This window comes from Burkholderia sp. Ac-20349 (assembly GCF_017104865.1).
GTDB lineage: Bacteria > Pseudomonadota > Gammaproteobacteria > Burkholderiales > Burkholderiaceae > Burkholderia > Burkholderia aenigmatica.
Window position 1 is genome coordinate 11,681 of sequence record NZ_JAAGPM010000060.1, and the last position, 15,813, is coordinate 27,493.

General features: G+C 65.3%; 12 protein-coding genes. 5 read left to right on the top strand and 7 right to left on the bottom strand.

The features are described 5' to 3' along the window. Positions 1 to 7: 7 nt before the first annotated feature. Positions 8 to 3,079 carry a formate dehydrogenase-N subunit alpha gene (fdnG, locus tag G3N61_RS20300; protein WP_080741410.1) on the bottom strand — a complete coding sequence of 1,024 codons (3,072 nt, stop codon included), beginning with the start codon at positions 3,077 to 3,079 and terminating at the stop codon, positions 8 to 10. 141 nt (positions 3,080 to 3,220) lie between these two features. On the opposite strand from fdnG, the gene G3N61_RS20305 reads away from it, so the two are divergent. The 3 genes from G3N61_RS20305 to G3N61_RS20315 all read left to right on the top strand — a co-directional run bounded on the left by G3N61_RS20305 (position 3,221) and on the right by G3N61_RS20315 (position 6,595). Continuing rightward, positions 3,221 to 4,168 carry a YihY/virulence factor BrkB family protein gene (locus tag G3N61_RS20305; protein ID WP_089453332.1) on the top strand — a complete coding sequence of 316 codons (948 nt, stop codon included), beginning with the start codon at positions 3,221 to 3,223 and terminating at the stop codon, positions 4,166 to 4,168. Between the two features lie 402 nt (positions 4,169 to 4,570). Further along, on the top strand, positions 4,571 to 5,734 hold the full coding sequence (locus tag G3N61_RS20310) for a porin (RefSeq protein ID WP_043177552.1): 1,164 nt from the start codon (positions 4,571 to 4,573) through the stop codon (positions 5,732 to 5,734). Between the two features lie 387 nt (positions 5,735 to 6,121). Then, positions 6,122 to 6,595: a VOC family protein gene (locus tag G3N61_RS20315; RefSeq protein WP_205823422.1), complete on the top strand. Its 474-nt coding sequence runs from the start codon at positions 6,122 to 6,124 to the stop codon at positions 6,593 to 6,595. A gap of 139 nt (positions 6,596 to 6,734) precedes the next feature. On the opposite strand, the gene G3N61_RS20320 is transcribed toward G3N61_RS20315, so the two are convergent. The 3 genes from G3N61_RS20320 to G3N61_RS20330 form a co-directional block, all read right to left on the bottom strand. Beyond that, positions 6,735 to 7,547, bottom strand: coding sequence for an AadA family aminoglycoside 3''-O-nucleotidyltransferase (locus G3N61_RS20320; protein WP_205823423.1), 813 nt, complete (start codon positions 7,545 to 7,547; stop codon positions 6,735 to 6,737). A gap of 108 nt (positions 7,548 to 7,655) precedes the next feature. Further along, on the bottom strand, positions 7,656 to 7,808 hold the full coding sequence (locus G3N61_RS20325; RefSeq protein ID WP_179258824.1) for a hypothetical protein: 153 nt from the start codon (positions 7,806 to 7,808) through the stop codon (positions 7,656 to 7,658). Next, positions 7,808 to 8,257, bottom strand: a complete 450-nt coding sequence (locus G3N61_RS20330) for an HU family DNA-binding protein (RefSeq protein ID WP_011355701.1) — start codon at positions 8,255 to 8,257, stop codon at positions 7,808 to 7,810. Before G3N61_RS20330 ends, G3N61_RS20325 begins: the two co-directional genes overlap by 1 nt. 257 nt (positions 8,258 to 8,514) lie before the next feature. On the opposite strand from G3N61_RS20330, the gene G3N61_RS20335 reads away from it, so the two are divergent. After that, on the top strand, positions 8,515 to 9,633 hold the full coding sequence (locus tag G3N61_RS20335) for an acyltransferase (protein WP_205823424.1): 1,119 nt from the start codon (positions 8,515 to 8,517) through the stop codon (positions 9,631 to 9,633). A gap of 559 nt (positions 9,634 to 10,192) precedes the next feature. On the opposite strand, the gene galU is transcribed toward G3N61_RS20335, so the two are convergent. Both galU and G3N61_RS20345 read right to left on the bottom strand, forming a co-directional pair. Further along, positions 10,193 to 11,080: a UTP--glucose-1-phosphate uridylyltransferase GalU gene (galU, locus tag G3N61_RS20340; RefSeq protein ID WP_034185830.1), complete on the bottom strand. Its 888-nt coding sequence runs from the start codon at positions 11,078 to 11,080 to the stop codon at positions 10,193 to 10,195. Positions 11,081 to 11,310: 230 nt separating this feature from the next. Next, positions 11,311 to 11,454, bottom strand: coding sequence for a hypothetical protein (locus tag G3N61_RS20345; protein WP_006479318.1), 144 nt, complete (start codon positions 11,452 to 11,454; stop codon positions 11,311 to 11,313). Between the two features lie 217 nt (positions 11,455 to 11,671). Between G3N61_RS20345 and G3N61_RS20350 the strand changes: the two genes are divergently transcribed. Next, positions 11,672 to 12,847 (top strand): acyltransferase, encoded by a 1,176-nt coding sequence (locus tag G3N61_RS20350; RefSeq protein WP_205823425.1) that lies wholly within the window; start codon positions 11,672 to 11,674, stop codon positions 12,845 to 12,847. Between the two features lie 460 nt (positions 12,848 to 13,307). Here G3N61_RS20350 and G3N61_RS20355 read toward each other — a convergent pair whose 3' ends face one another. Then, complete coding sequence (locus G3N61_RS20355) at positions 13,308 to 15,773, bottom strand: glycosyltransferase family 4 protein (protein ID WP_205823426.1); 2,466 nt, start codon at positions 15,771 to 15,773, stop codon at positions 13,308 to 13,310. Positions 15,774 to 15,813 lie beyond the last annotated feature (40 nt).

A 15,813-nucleotide genomic window follows, 5' to 3' on the forward strand; every position in this document is an offset into this window, starting at 1 on the left:
TTCCCCCTTACGCCTTTTCGACCTTCACCAGGAACGACTTGAATTCCGGTGTATAGGAGTTGCCGTCGCCCACGGACGGAGTCAGGGTATTGGCGAGATAGCCGGGCTTCGTCAGACCCTTGAAGCCCCAGTGCAACGGGACGCCGACCGTCTGGACCTTCTTGCCGTCGACCGTCAGCGGCTTGATCCGCTTCGTGACGAGCGCGACCGCGATGATGTAGCCGCGCTTGGACGACACCTTCACGCGCTCGCCATGCGCGACGCCGACTTCCTTCGCGAGGTCTTCGCCGATCTCGACGAATTGCTCGGGCTGGATGATCGAGTTCAGCCGTGCATGCTTGGTCCAGTAGTGGAAATGCTCGGTCAGCCGGTACGTCGTCGCCACGTGCGGGAAGTCCGCCACCTTGCCGAACGACGCGCGGTCGTCCGGGAACACGCGGGCGGCCGGGTTGTTCAGCGCCTGCGGGTTGTTCGGGTGCAGCGGGTTCGCATCGAGCGGCGTCTCGAACGGCTCGTAGTGCTCGGGGAACGGACCTTCGTTCATCCCCGCGCGGGCGAAGAAGCGCGCAACGCCCTCCGGGTTCATGATGAACGGCCCCATCCCGTTTTCGGGCGATTCGTCCACCTTGAAGTCGGGAACGTCGGCCCCCTTCCACGCGCTGCCGTTCCAGCCGATCAGCTTGCGGGTCGGGTCGAACGGCTTGCCGGCGACGTCGCACGATGCGCGGTTGTACAGGATCCGCCGGTTCGCCGGCCACGCCCACGCCCAGTTCAGCGTCTGGCCGATGCCGGTCGGGTCGGAGTTGTCGCGCCGCCCCATCTGGTTGCCGGCCTGCGTCCATGCACCGCAGAAAATCCAGCAGCCGCTCGCGGTCGTGCCGTCGTCCTTCAACTGCGCGAACGCGGCCAGCTGCTCGCCCTTCTTCACGAGCGTCTTGGCCGGATCCTTCGGATCGGGCAGATCGGCGAGCGCCTTCCCGTTGAACTCCATCGCGAGCTCTTCGGGTGTCGGGCTTTCCGGGTTCGCATACGGCCACGTCAGGTTGACGATCGGATCCGGATACTTGCCGCCGTCCTTCTGGTACATCGTGCGCATGCGCAGGAACAGCCCCGACATGATCTCGAGGTCGCTACGCGCCTCGCCCGGCGGCTCCGCGCCCTTCCAGTGCCATTGCAGCACGCGGCTCGAACTCACGAGCGAACCGTTTTCCTCCGCAAAGCACGTGGTCGGCAGACGGAACACCTCGGTCTGGATCTTCGACGCATCGACGTCGTTGTAGTCGCCGTGATGCTTCCAGAACTCGGAAGTTTCGGTCGCGAGCGGATCCATGATCACGAGCCACTTCAGCTTCGCGAGACCGGCTGCCGTCTTCACCTTCGACGGCGACGCCGCCAGCGGGTTGAAGCCCTGGCAGATGTAGCCGTTCATCTTGCCGGCATTCATCAGCTCGATCACCTGCAGCAGGTCGTACTGCTTGTCCAGCTTCGGCAGGTAGTCGTAGCCCCAGTTGTTCTCGGCGGTCGCCGCGTCGCCCCACCAGGACTTCATGAAGCTGACGTGGAAGGCCTTGTAGTTCTTCCAGTAGCTCAACTGGTTCGGCCGCAGCGGCAGCTGCACGCGCTTCTTGATGTAGCCGTCGAAATCCTGCTCGGACTGCATCGGCAGCGTCATGTAGCCCGGCAGCAGGTTCGACATCAGCCCGAGGTCGGTCAACCCCTGGATGTTCGAGTGGCCGCGCAGCGCGTTCATCCCGCCGCCGGCGATGCCGATGTTGCCGAGCAGCAATTGCACCATCGCGCCGGTGCGGATGATCTGCGCGCCGATCGAGTGGTGCGTCCAGCCGAGCGCGTACAGCACCGTGCCGGCGCGGCCGGGAACGGCGGTGGTCGCGAGCATCTCGCACACCTTCAGGAATTTCTCCTTCGGCGTGCCGCACGTCTGCTGAACCATGTCCGGCGTATAGCGCGCATAGTGCTGCTTCAGCAGGTTGTACACGCAGCGCGGATGCTGCAGCGTCGGGTCGACCTTCACGAAGCCGTCGTCGCCGCGCTCGTAGTCCCAGCTCGATTTGTCCGGGTACGCGTGCTTCTCCGCGTCGTAGCCGGAATAGATGCCGTCGTTGAACGCGAAATCCTCGCGCACGATGAACGAGAAGTCCGTGTAGTTCTTCACGTACTCATGCTGGATCTTGTCGTTCGTCAGCAGATAGTTGATGACGCCGCCCAGGAAGACGATGTCGGTGCCGGTGCGGATCGGCGCGTAGTAATCGGCCACCGAGGCCGTACGCGTAAAGCGCGGGTCGACGACGATCAGCCGCGCCTTGCGGTGCGCCTTCGCCTCCGTCACCCACTTGAAACCGCACGGATGGGCCTCGGCTGCATTGCCGCCCATCACGAGAATCACGTCCGCGTTCTTGATGTCGACCCAATGGTTCGTCATCGCTCCACGGCCAAACGTCGGGGCAAGACCTGCCACCGTCGGGCCATGTCAGACACGCGCCTGATTGTCGAATGCGAGCATCCCGAGACTGCGGACAGTCTTGTGCGTCAGGTAGCCGACCTCGTTGCTGCCCGCCGACGCGGCCAGCATGCCGGTGGTGAGCCAGCGGTTGACCTTCGCACCGTCTTCCGCCGTCTCGACGAAGTTCGCGTCGCGGTCGGCCTTCATCAGCTTCGCGATGCGGTCGAGCGCATCATTCCACGAAATCGGTTCCCACTTGTCCGAACCGGGCGCACGATACTCGGGGTGCGTCAGGCGGCTCGGGCTGTGGATGAAGTCGATCAGGCTTGCGCCCTTCGGGCACAGCGTGCCGCGATTGACGGGATGGTCGGGATCGCCTTCGATGTGGATGATGCTCGGCTGCGCATTCTTCGCGCCGTCTCCGAGGCTGTACATCAAGATGCCGCAACCCACTGAACAGTAAGGACAGGTGTTGCGCGTTTCGACTGTGCGCGCCAGCTTGTACTGTCGGACTTCGGCGAGCGCTTCGGATGGAGAGAAGCCCAGCAGGGCTAGACTCGATCCGGCAAGCGACGTAGCCGTCACCTTCAGGAACTGGCGCCGGGACATTTGTAGCATGGCGGTCTCGGCGTTATTGTGGGGGTGGGGAAACTGAAAGGAATTATAGACAGTTCGCGCAACTATGTTCGAATCCTCGGATCAATACTGAATTGTCTGATTACCCACGATGATCCGCGTTCCGCGCGCAACCGAACCGTCATGAAACGACAGATCACCTCCGAAGCCACCCGCCTTGCGCAACAACAGGCCAACTGGGCCCTCACCGCGTTCAAGCGCTTCTCGTCCGACCGCTGCTCCGCGATGGCCGCGGGCATCGCATTTTTCTCTGCGTTCTCGCTCGCGCCGATGCTCGTGATGGTGATCGCGGTGGCGGGCTGGTTCTACGGCGACGATGCCGCGCGCGGCCAGGTGTTCGAACAGGCGCACCAGCTGATCGGCGACGACGCGGCGGCCAGCATCCAGACGATCGTGCAGAACGCGCACCGCGCGGGCGAGCGCGGCGGCCTCGCCACGTTGATCTCGTTCGCTGCGCTCGCGATCGGCGCGTCGGCCACCTTCGCGTCGCTCAGCGCCGCGCTCAGCGTGATCTGGCCGGCCACCGAAAGCCGCTGGTCGAGCATGCTCGGGCTCGTGCGCGTGCGGCTGATCTCGTTCGGGCTCGTGCTCGGCGTCGCGTTCCTGCTGATCGTGTCGCTCGTGCTCGACACCGCGATCACGTTCGTCGGCACCTGGCTGCTGGGCAATTCGCCGTACGTGATCGTCACGAACCTCGTGCAGTTCTTCGTCGGCATCGCGGTGCTCGCGGCTGCGTTCGCGTCGTTGATGAAGTTCCTGCCCGATGCGCGCGTCGCGTGGCGCGACGCCGCGATCGGCGGCATCGTGTCCGCGATCCTGTTCTCCGGCGGCAAGAAGCTGTTCGCGCTGTACCTCGCGCATGCGGGCACGGCCAGCGCATTCGGCGCGGCCGGATCGTTCGCGGTCCTGCTGATGTGGCTGTACTTCTCCGCGATCGTGCTGCTGCTCGGCGCGGAATTCGCGGCGGCGCGCGGCAACGCGCATCGGCTCGCCGGCACCACCGCACCGGCCGCTTCCGCGCAAGCCGATCGCCCCACCGATCGCCCCACCGATCGCCTGCGCGACGACTGACTCGCCCCTTCGCCGCACCGCCGCACACCCCGCACACCTGCCCGCGTCGTTGCAACCACGCTGCCCGCCACGCATTCGCGTGGCGTTGATGCGCTCTTTGCATGACCGCGCATTCGTCGCCGCAATCGCAAACGTTTGCCAGCCATTGTTTTCGTATGCCAACGGGCCGAAACAGGCGAGATGCTGCCATGCGCATCAACTATTGAAACAATCGCGTCGCAGCAATTGTCAACTATTTCAAAAACAGGAACAGTCGTTGATGTGCTTGATATATATGGACTTTTTCACGCTGTTACCTTTTCGAGACACTTTATTTTTTAAGCTTTCTTGCGTCTATGGCACTGAGCTATTCTCCAATCCGCAACAAATAACGATGAATCACTTGCGTGGAGAAACTCAACGATGAAGAAACTTGCTCTCTCGACCCTCTCGCTCGCCCTGCTGGGCGCCGCCGGCGCTGCTCAGGCCCAGTCGAGCGTGACGCTGTACGGCGTGATCGACACGTCGATCACCTATGTTCACGGTAACGCAGGTCAAGGCAACAATTCGTGGTCGATGGGTAGCGGCAACCTGCAAGGCAGCCGTTTCGGCCTGAAGGGTTCCGAGGACCTCGGTGGCGGCCTGAAGGCGATCTTCCAGTTGGAAAACGGCTTCAACTCGGCATCGGGCGCACTGGGCCAGGGTGGTCGCATGTTCGGTCGCCAGGCATTCGTCGGCCTGCAAAGCAACCAGTACGGTACGGTCACGCTGGGTCGTCAATATGACCCGCTGGTCGACATGGTTCAGGCAGTCACGGCTGACAACTACTTCGGCAGCGTGTTCGCCACGCCGGGCGACGTCGACAACAACGACAACAGCCTGCGCGTCAGCAACGCAGTGAAGTACACGTCGCCGGTCTGGGCAGGCCTGCAAGTCGAAGCAATGTACGCATTCGGCGGCGTTGCCGGTTCGACGGGCAAGGGCCAGACGTGGGCAGCTGCTGCGGCCTACAACAACGGCCCGCTCGGCGTGGCTGCTGGCTACTTCCACGCAAACAACGCATCGGCGCTCACCTCCAGCGGCACGCGTAGCGGCTGGGCCGGCTCGTCGGACGCAATCTTCGACGGCGATACGGGCACGACGTTCATCAACAACGCGTTCACGTCGTCGACGTCGATCGGCATCGCGCAAGTGGCCGGCCAGTACGCGTTCGGCCCGGTGACGTTCGGCCTCGGCTACAGCAACGCGCAGTACAAGGCGGACGGCAACTCGACGTTCGGCACGAACCAGAAGTACAACACCGGTCGCGCATTCGTGACGTACCAGGCATCGGCACCGCTGCTGCTGGGCCTCGGCTACATCTACACGAAGGGTAACGGCGACAACAACGGCAAGTACCACCAGGTTTCGCTCGGCGCGGACTACTCGCTGTCGAAGCGCACGGACATCTACCTGGTTGGCGCGTACCAGCACGCAAGCGGCAAGAACGCGGACGGCAGCGATGCACAAGCGTCGATCGGCTCGTACGGTATCGCCGGCAAGAGCTCGCAAGAGCTGGTCGCACTCGGCCTGCGTCACAAGTTCTAAAAACGACGTACCCGGCGTGCATGGCGTCTCCGACGCCTTGTCGCCGAACTGGAAAGCCAGTCATCGGTTTCGGCCGTGGCTGGCTTTTTTTCGTCCGTCGCCCGCGGGCCGGCACGGCCTGCAGCGGCCGCCGGTCGATCGCCGAACACGATGCATGTCCATCGGCCGGCAGCGGCGCCTGACGACCGCCATGCGCCGGAAACGCGCTTTCCCGATGCCGGCCTCTCTCGCTGTTTGCGCGCCGGACGACTACCATCCGCACTGTCGGTGCCACGAATCCGGTGCGACGGCCGTTCGCCCCGGCGTGTCGATTTCGACGGCTTTCATCCGTCGTATCGAGGTCGGCACGCGATGTGCGCCCCGGCCCATACAGACAGGAGATTCGCCATGACGATTCAGAAGATCACGCCTTTCCTCTGGTACGCGGCGGAAGCCGAAGAAGCGGCCGCCTTCTATGCGGGCATCTTTCCGGATTCGCGCGTCGTGCGCGTCACGGCGGTGCCCGGCACCGACGGCACGCGGATGGTCGAGTTCGAGCTGTTCGGGCAGCCGTTCTTCGCGATGAGCCACCCGCGCACCGAGACGTTCAATCACACGATCTCGCTGCTGGTCAGCTGCGCCGACCAGGCGGAACTCGACCGCTACTGGAGCGCCCTGCTCGACAACGGCGGCACGGCCGACGCCTGCGGCTGGCTGCGAGACCGCTATGGCGTCTCGTGGCAGATCGTTCCGGAAGCGCTGATCCCGATGGTGTCCGACCGGGACACGGTCAAGGCCGCGCGCGTGGCCGCCGCGATGATGCAGATGATCAAGCTCGACGACACCGCGCTGAAAGCCGCCTATGCCGGTACGGCGGGCTGACGAAGCACGCGGCACGACGACAGCGCCTGCGCGATGACGCACCGGGCCGCCGACAAACGTCCGGCTCGACGGCATGCGTGTGCGTGTGCGGCTGCCGGGTAAGGGCTCGTGATCCTCATCGGTGTCGCCCGCAAGCCGATCACGTTCGCGGCATCTGTCGCGACGTCGACAGCATCGATTCGACGGTCCGCCGCGCATAGCCGATGAATGCGGCGAGCGGTTCGCCCGACAGGATCGCCGCGTGTTCCTCGCCGCCGAGATAGGCGGCGCGCGCCGCCGCTACGACCGGCCGGTACGTGTCCGGCAGGCGCGCCAGCACCCATGCCGCGGCGACGTCCTTGGGCGCGATCCTGCCGGTCGCGGCGCTGTACCAGATGCGCGCGAGCGCGAGCACCACGTTGCACTCGTCGCCGCGCCAGTCGGGTTCGGCATCCCACTGCGCAACGGTCGCCAGCAGCGCGGCGACAAAATCGAGTGCGGGCACCGGCTCGAGCAGCGTGGCGGCCGACGGGCCGGCCAGCACGACGCTGTGCTGTCGCACCTTCGTCAACAGGATCGCCAGATCGTGATCGACGAGCGCCGGTTCGACGATACCGGCTTCGAGATCGAGACGCAGCCACTCGCCGAACTGCAGTTCGCGCCGCGCCGGATGACGCCACGGCACGACTTCATCGTGCGCGACGACGGTCACTTCCAGTGCGCGCAGGCCGCCGGCGCGACCAGGCGGCGCCGATACCGCGAGCAGGTCGAGCATCAGCGCGCGCCGCGTCGAGTCGTCGGGCCGGGCCGACACCGTCACCAGCAGGTCGATGTCGCTGCGCGGCTTCAGTCCACCATCGAGCGCCGATCCGAACAGGTGGATCGCCTTCAGCGTCGTGCCGAGATGCCGCTCGATCGTGTCGCATGCGGCGGCAACCTGCACCGCGATTTCGTCGGGAATGGAGTCAGTCACGATGCGAGTGTCTCGCGATGGTCGCGCAACCCGTGCAGCGAGCGTGACGGGCCGCGACGGATCGACCGCGAGCACGGACGAGGATTGCCGTTCGTCATCCCGCGTGCATCACGCGTCGACGGGCATGCGCCCTTGCGCTGCTGCACGGTCGCTGCCGCGCGATTGGCGCAGCGCAATAAAAATCCCCGCACGCTTTCGCGTACGGGGATCGTCGGACATCGCAACGGCTGCCGACATGCATTCGGCGCCGTTGCGCAGCATTACGCTGCTGCGTCCTTCAGCTTCTTCAGCGCACGTGCCTTCACGCGCACGCTGGCCGGCTTCGCCGGGAACCAACGCTCTTCGCCCGTGAACGGATCCTTGCCGAAGCGCTTCTTCTTCGCCGGCACGACTTGTGCCGTGATCTTCAGCAGACCCGGCAGCGTGAACTCGCCCGCGCCCTTCTTGTGGACCGAGCCCAGCACGACGTTCTCGAGTGCGACGAGCACTGCCTTGACCGCCTTCACTTCGACAGCTGCGCGCTCAGCGATGTGCGTTGCGAGCGATGCCTTCGTGAACTTGTCCTTCAGCGGCGTCGGAGCGGCCGGTGCCGCCTTCGCGACAACCTTCTTGGCCACTACTTTCTTCGCGGGCGCAGCCTTTTTGGCAGCCACTTTCTTGGTGGCCGGTGCGGCAGCCTTCTTGGCCACCTTTTTTGCGGAAGTCGCCATGTTTCTCCTACCAGGTGTGGTCGTTGGATACACGAAGCGTGCAACGCGCGCGCTTCAACGCCGGATTCTACAAGCGCCTTGACGCTTCGTGGAGTACTTTTGTGCGTTTTCGCGGGGTTTCCCGCAGGTTTTTTTGCATGCGACCGATTTCATCGACGCTCCAGCATCAAAAAACGCCTTCACGTAGGCACCCAAATGCGAATTACGTTCGATATTTGCGCACCTATACTGGGCTCGCTCAATGCCCGGATGCCGCCATGCGCGAAGCCAGATACGTCAAAGGACTCGACGGCCTGCGAGCCCTCGCCGTCATCCTCGTTTTCCTGTCCCACAAGGGCCATGTCCTTGCCGTCGACGTCGGCAAGCTTGGCGTGTGGACGTTTTTCCTCATCAGCGGATTCCTGATCGTCGGCGAGTTGCATCGCAATCGTCAGGCGGTCGAGTGCGGCACCATGACGCGCCGCCATGCGTTCGCGCTGTTCCTCGCGAAGCGCGCGCTGCGGATCTTTCCCGTGTATTACCTGCTGCTCGCCGCGCTCGCGATCGCGCACACGCTGTTCTACCAGCGCGGCGTCAACCTCGGGCTCGCGTGGCACGCGGTGTTCCTGTCGAATTACTGGATCGGCGTCGTCAAGGACGGCTGGCCGGGTTCCACGTCGCACTTCTGGAGCCTCGCGGTTGAACAGCAGTTCTATCTGATCGCACCGCTCGCGCTGCTCGCGGTGCCCGCCGCGCGACATGTCGCGCTCGGCATCGCGGCCGTCGCGCTGTGCGCGGTCGCGCATCTCGCGCTCTACCTGTCCGACGCGTCGCCGGTGCTGATCTATGCGTTTTCGCCGTGGAATTTCGCGCTGATCGCGCTCGGCGGCGTCGGCGCGATGGCGCTCGCCGATCGCGGCGCGGCCGCCCTGCGGCGGATTCCGCCCGGCTGGCTCGGCGCCGCAGGCGTCGTGTTCTTCCTCGTGCTGCCCGCTTGCACGGCATTGCCCGACGCGATCGCGGGGCTCGCGGATCTCGGCCTGTCCGCATCGCTCGGCGCGCTGCTGCTGTGGATCGTCAGCGAACCCGAGCATCCCGTCGTGGCGCTGCTCGACTGGGCGCCGCTCGTCTATCTCGGCACGATCAGCTACGGCTTCTACCTGTTCCACAACCTGATTCCGGCGCGCTTCGGCCTGCTGCCCGCACACGTCGCGCACGTGGCCATTCCGGAAATCGCCCGCGAAGCGCTATCCGAGATGCTGCAGTTCGCGCTCGCCGTGCTGCTCGCGCACCTGTCCTGGCGCTATCTTGAAAAGCGGCTGCTCGACTTCAAGAAACCGGTTGCCGCGAGGCTGGCCCGGCATTTCGTCGCGCGGCCGAGCACGTCGGCGCGTTGAGCGCTGCACGGATGTGGCAACGATCGAACGGGGAAACCGTGATTCAGGCCACAACCGGGAGCCAACACTCGGCGGACGAGACGCGGCGTCGCGTCATAAAGCGGCTGCTCGACTTCAAGAAACCGGTTGCCGCGACACTGGCCCGGCATTTCGTCGGGCGGCCAAGCACCTCGGCGCGTTGAACGCTGCACGGACGCGGCAACAGTCGAACGGAAAAACGCGGTTCTGGCCACGCGCGGAAGCTGACACTCGGCCAATGAGACGTGGCGTCGCGCCGTCGATCGGCGCCGACAGAATCCGTGCGGTCACGACTGTCGGTGCGCATCGCGCAACCGAACCGCCGATCCGGTCGATCGCCGCGGCACCGGTTTCAGACGTTGCGCCCGTTCTTGTCGGAGCGCCCCGCTCCGCTCTCGAAGCAAACCCGCCACCGCAAACTCGCCGACGGCGCGCACCACGATCACGCACCCGGCACCGGCACACGCAAAAAAGCCCCGGCGCGCGAGCGGCCGGGGCCAACGGAACAACCACCACCTGAAACAACGGAGCGCGCGGCTGCTTAGGCGACAGCAGCCAGCGCGGGCAAGCAGGTACGCAGGTAGGCCTCGAATTCGCGGCTCACTTCCGGATGCTGGAGCGCGAGCTCGACGGTGGCCTTGAGATAGCCGATCTTGCTGCCGCAGTCGAAGCGCGTGCCGAAGTAGCGATACGCGAGCACCTGCTCGTTCGCGAGCAGCGACTGGACCGCATCGGTCAGCTGCAGCTCGCCGCCGGCGCCCGGCTTGAGCTTGCGCAGGTGATCGAAGATCGTCGGCATGAACACGTAGCGGCCGACCACGCCGAGATTCGACGGCGCATCCTCGGGTGCCGGCTTCTCGATGATGCCCGACAGCTTGATGACGTCCTCTTCCCATTCGCGGCCTTCGACGACGCCGTACGAACGGCTGTCCTCGCGCGCGATCGTCTCGACCCCGATCACCGAGCTGTGATAGTGGTCGAACACGTCGACGAGCTGCTTCAGCACCGGCTGCTCGCCGTGCAGCAGGTCGTCGGCGAGGATCACCGCGAACGGCTCGCCGTGCACCAGCTTCTCTGCGCACAGCACCGCGTGGCCGAGGCCGAGCGCTTCCGGCTGGCGCACGTAGAAGCAGTTGACGTTGCTCGGCTTGATGCCGCGCACGAGCTCGAGCAGCTTTTCCTTGCCGCGCGCCTCGAGCTCGGCCTCGATCTCGTACGACTTGTCGAAGTGATCTTCGATCGCGCGCTTGCTGCGCCCGGTGACGAAGATCATCTCGGTGATACCGGCGTTGATCGCTTCCTCGACCGCGTACTGAATCAGCGGCTTGTCGACGACGGGCAGCATTTCCTTCGGGCTCGCCTTCGTTGCCGGGAGGAACCGCGTGCCGAGACCGGCAACGGGGAACACGGCCTTGGTGACTTTCAACATGTTCGCATCCTGATTGCGTTGACTACGCCGCGTCGACCAGCGACCCGGCGCGATTGTGTTCCGAACGGCATATCGAGAATCGACGGTACTGCCAATTCGACTCCGCTCATTTTCGATATGGACTGATTGCCCAATGATTCCGGAAAAAATATAATCCCTTCAACCCGGTCGATATTGCCGAACCGAGTATCGAAGCAGAAACAAATTACCGATTTTCCAGATACAAATTCTTACGATTCGAATTCCTCGATATAGGGCACGCCGCCCCGTTCGAGACCCGGGCGAATCGGTTCGTTCTTCAGCGCCTCGCGGTACGCCGACAGCACGGCCATGACCAGCAGTACTGCAGCGCTCGCGATCCAATGCATGTCCATCTTGCCGCTCCTTGCATCAATCAACTGGAGCTTCAAACTATCAGAAAAAAATCGGCAAATAATTGACCCGCCTCGCGGAACCGCTTTCGGAACGCGATAAAACCATGATGTGGAATTCCGATATTTCCCGGCGAGATTTTTTTATTCATTGATCGAATTCTTGCGCATTACGATTGGATGAAACTTCCCGTCCATCCGTCGCAAGGAATCGAATCGCATGCAAGCTTTCAGCGGATCGTCTCTGACCGCGCCGCCCGTCGCCGATCACAAGGAACACGTGATCGACGCGATGCGCGGCTTCGCGGCGTTGCTCGTCGCCTATTTCCACTGCCGCCAGGTCGTCTGGGTCGGCATGCAGAGCTTCCATCACGCTTACGGTCATGCGCTTACGCCGAGCGCAATCGCCGGCTACCTGACCTTCCCGTTCGCGTGGGGCTCTGCCGGCGTGCCGATCTTCTTCGTGATCAGCGGCTACTGCATCCACCGCAACGCGGCGCTCAAGCTCTCGGCCAATCCCGCGTACCGGCTCGACGCACCGAACTTCTGGGTGCGTCGGTTCGCGCGCATCTACCCGGTGCTGCTCGCCGCGCTGCTGTTTACGCTCGCGCTCGACTCGGTCAGCCTGCAAATCGAGCCGGTCAGCCACAAGATCCGCGACGTCGGCCTGATCGCGTTCCTCGTGAACCTGTTCTCGCTGCAGGGCGTCGCCGGCTACACGTACGGGTCGAACGGCGCGCTGTGGACGCTGTCGCTCGAAGTGCAGTTCTACGCGATCTATCCGCTGCTGTTCGCGATCCGCCGGCGCATCGGCATGCCGGCGGTCGTGGCCGCGGTCGCGCTCGTCAACGTCGCGTCGGCGTGGCTGCTCGAACGGCATGACCTGCAGTTCTTCACGTCGTACTGGCTGTCCTGGACGATCGGCGCGTGGATCGCCGACGTGCGCGCGCAGCAGGCGCGCGGCGCGGCCACCGTGCCGTCGCGCGCGTGGTACGGCGCGGCCGCCGTGCTGCTCGCCGCCGGCTGCGGCGCGTTCCATTTCGGCCAGTACGGCGCGTTCCAGCTTTGGTCGGCCGGCTTCGCGTGCTTCCTGTACCGCGCGCTTGCCCGCCCGCCGCGGCCGACGCCGCCGCTGCGCGTGCTGAGCTGGTTCGGCGACTTCAGCTACTCGCTGTACCTGATCCACCTGCCGCTGTTCGTCTGCCTCGGCTCGGTGCTGTTCCATTCCGAGCTGCAGCTGTCGATCTGGCCGTCGTTCGCGTTCATGGCCGCCGCGATCCCGGTCGCGTACCTGTTCTACCGGATGTTCGAACGGCCCGCGATGACGTGGTCGGCCAGCTTCAAGCCGACCCGCCCCGCCCACGTCGTCACGCCGGCGCCCGAACGGGCCATCTGACCCGACAGGTCCGCTTTCCCGAGCCCCCGCGCGGCGTCCCGCTGCGCGGGGGCTTTTTCATGGCCTGAGCGCGTTGGTATGCCGGGTTGGCGGATGGGATAGCCTTCCGGCATCGGGCCGCGCCACAGCCCGCATGAGCCGTCCTCGACCGACTTTCACCACCGGGACTGCCTGGGCATCGCCTTCTGGCATCGCCTTCTGGCATCGCCTTCTGGCATCGCCTTCTGGCATCGCCTTCTGGCGTCACCTTCTGGCATCACCTTCTGGCATCGCCTCTTGGCATCGCCCTCTCGCGTCACCAACCGCTCCCCTCCAACCGATGACCGGTCAAGCACGCGCCCTACACCGCACGCGACAACCTGCCCACCACCCGCCCGACAAAGGCCCCCGGCGCCAAAAAACAAAGCCCCCACGCAGCACACCGCCGCATGAGGGCCAATTTCCCGCCGGCTCGCGCCGGCTACTGCTTCTTCGCCTTCGCGGCCTTCGCCGTATCCGCGAGGATCTTCTCGACCCGCTCCACGTAGGTTTCGGTGCCGAACCGGCGTACCGCCGTCGCGCGCCCGCTTGCGACGAGCCGCTCGCGCAGCGCGCCGTCGCGCTTCAGCGTATCCAGCGCATCGGCCAGCGCGGTCGCATCGCCCGGCGCGCAGAGCAGCCCGTTGTCGCCGTCCTCGATGATCTCGACGACGCCGCCCGCACGGGCTGCGACGACCGGCCGGCGCGCGAGCATCCCCTCGACGATCACGCGCCCGAACGGCTCCGGCGTGATCGACGTGTGCGCGACGACATCGACCGCCGTCATGCACGCGGCCACGTCGCGCTGGAACCCGAGGAAATGCACGCGCCCGCCCATCCCGTGCCGCGCGACGTATTCGCGCAACTGCGCGGCATATTCGTCCTCGCCGAACAGCGGCGCGCCCACCAGCACCACGTGCATGTCGGGATGCCGCGCGGCGGCCTCCAGCAGCACGTGCTGCCCCTTCCAGTGCGCGAGGCGGCTGAACGAGCCGACGAGCCACGCGTGCTCGGGCAACCCCAGCCGCGCGCGCAGCGCGGCCTGGCTGACGCCTTCCAGCGCGTCGAACGGTTCGGCCGAAATGCCGTTGAACACGACGTCGACGTGCTGCGGCGTGAAGCCCGTCAGCGCGCGGAACGCCTGCGCGGACGCGTCGGAATTCGCGATCACGCGCGCGACGCCGAGCCGCGCGCAGTACTTGATCGCCAGCAACTGCTTGCTGCCGAAATGGTCGGTGCTGACGATGTCGCGCAGGTGCCACACCACCGGCTTGCGGGCGAGCCGCCCGGCCAGTGCGGCGACCACCATCGCGCGCTGCGTGTTCGCGTAGATCACCTCGGCGCGGCGCGCGCGCCGCGCGACGTCGCGCACCAGCCGCACGAGCTGTTTCACCGCGCCGACCGACACGCCGCCCTGCTTGCGCACGCCCGCGAGCGCGCCCTGGTCGACCACATCGACGCGCGCGCCGATCTCGTCGAGCGCCGCGCGGAACGGGCCGTCGTCGAACAGCAGCACGTCGGCGTTCGCGCGCATGTGCTTCATGATCTCGAGCAGCGACAGCTCGGCGCCGCCGAGCACACCGCTCTGGTCGAGCACGAGCGTCGCCGGGCCGCGCGCGGCCGGCATCGGCGCGATGGCCGTGCCGCGCTGCGCGGTCGAGCCGGGCAGCGCCGCTTCCACATAATCAAGAAAGCGCCGGCGGAATTTATCGGCAGAAAATCGCTCCGCATTCGTGCGGCATGCGTTCGGCGTGAAGCGCTGCGGCGCGCGCTCGAAATCGTCGACGGCCGCGACGATCGCGTGCGGCGTCTGTTCTTCGAAAAAGAGCCCGGTCGGGTTCAGGTTCGATTGCGGATCGAGCACGGTTTCGAGCGCACCGCCCTTGCCGTACGCGATCACCGGCGTGCCGCACGCCTGCGCCTCGACGACCGAGATCCCGAAATCCTCCTCGGCCGCGAACACGAACGCCTTCGCGCGCCGCATCCGGTCGTGCAGCACCGCGAACGGCTGGTAGCCCATGATCTCGACGTTCGGGCCGGCCTTCGCGCGGATCTTCTGCATCTCGGGGCCGTCGCCGATCACGACGAGCTTGCGTTCCGGCGTGCGCGAGAATGCCTCGACGATCAGGTCGATCTTCTTGTACGGCACCATCCGCGACGCGGTCAGGTAGAAGTCCTCCTTCTCCGCATTCAGCGAAAACGCGTCGACGTCGACCGGCGGGAAGATCACCGCCGCGTCGCGGTGATAGACCTTCTTGATGCGCCGCGCGATGAACGCGGAGTTCGCGACGAAGCCGTCCACAGCGTTCGCGGTACGCGTGTCCCAGTTGCGGATGTAATGCAGGATCATCCGCGCGAGCAGCGATTTCGGCCCGTGCGTGAGGTTCGACTGTTCCAGGTACTGGTGCTGCAGGTCCCACGCGTAGCGGATCGGCGAATGCACGTAGCTGATATGCACCTGATCCGGCCCAGTCAGCACGCCCTTCGCGACCGCGTGACTGCTCGAGATCACCAGGTCGTACTCCGATACGTCGAGCTGCTCGATTGCGAGCGGCATCAGCGGCAGGTAGCTGCGGTACTTGGTGCGCGCGAACGGCAGCTTCTGGATGAACGATGTCGTCACCGGCTTGCCGCGCACGAACGCGCGATCGTCGAGGAAATCGACGAGGCTGAACAGGTCGGCGTCGGGAAAGCACGCGACGATCTGTTCGAGCACGCGCTCGGCGCCCGCATAGGTGACGAGCCAGTCGTGGACGATCGCCACGCGCAGCGTGCGCGACGCATGGCGCGCGCCGGCGCGTTCGGCCGGCACGGACCGGCGCAGCGCGGCGGCGTCGCCCGCTTCGGCCACGGCCGCATCGGCGGTGGCGAGATTCAATACGGCGTGTTCCGCCAGATCGCGATTCATCAGTCGCTCCATGAAACCCTGCCATTGATGGCGGGAAGGA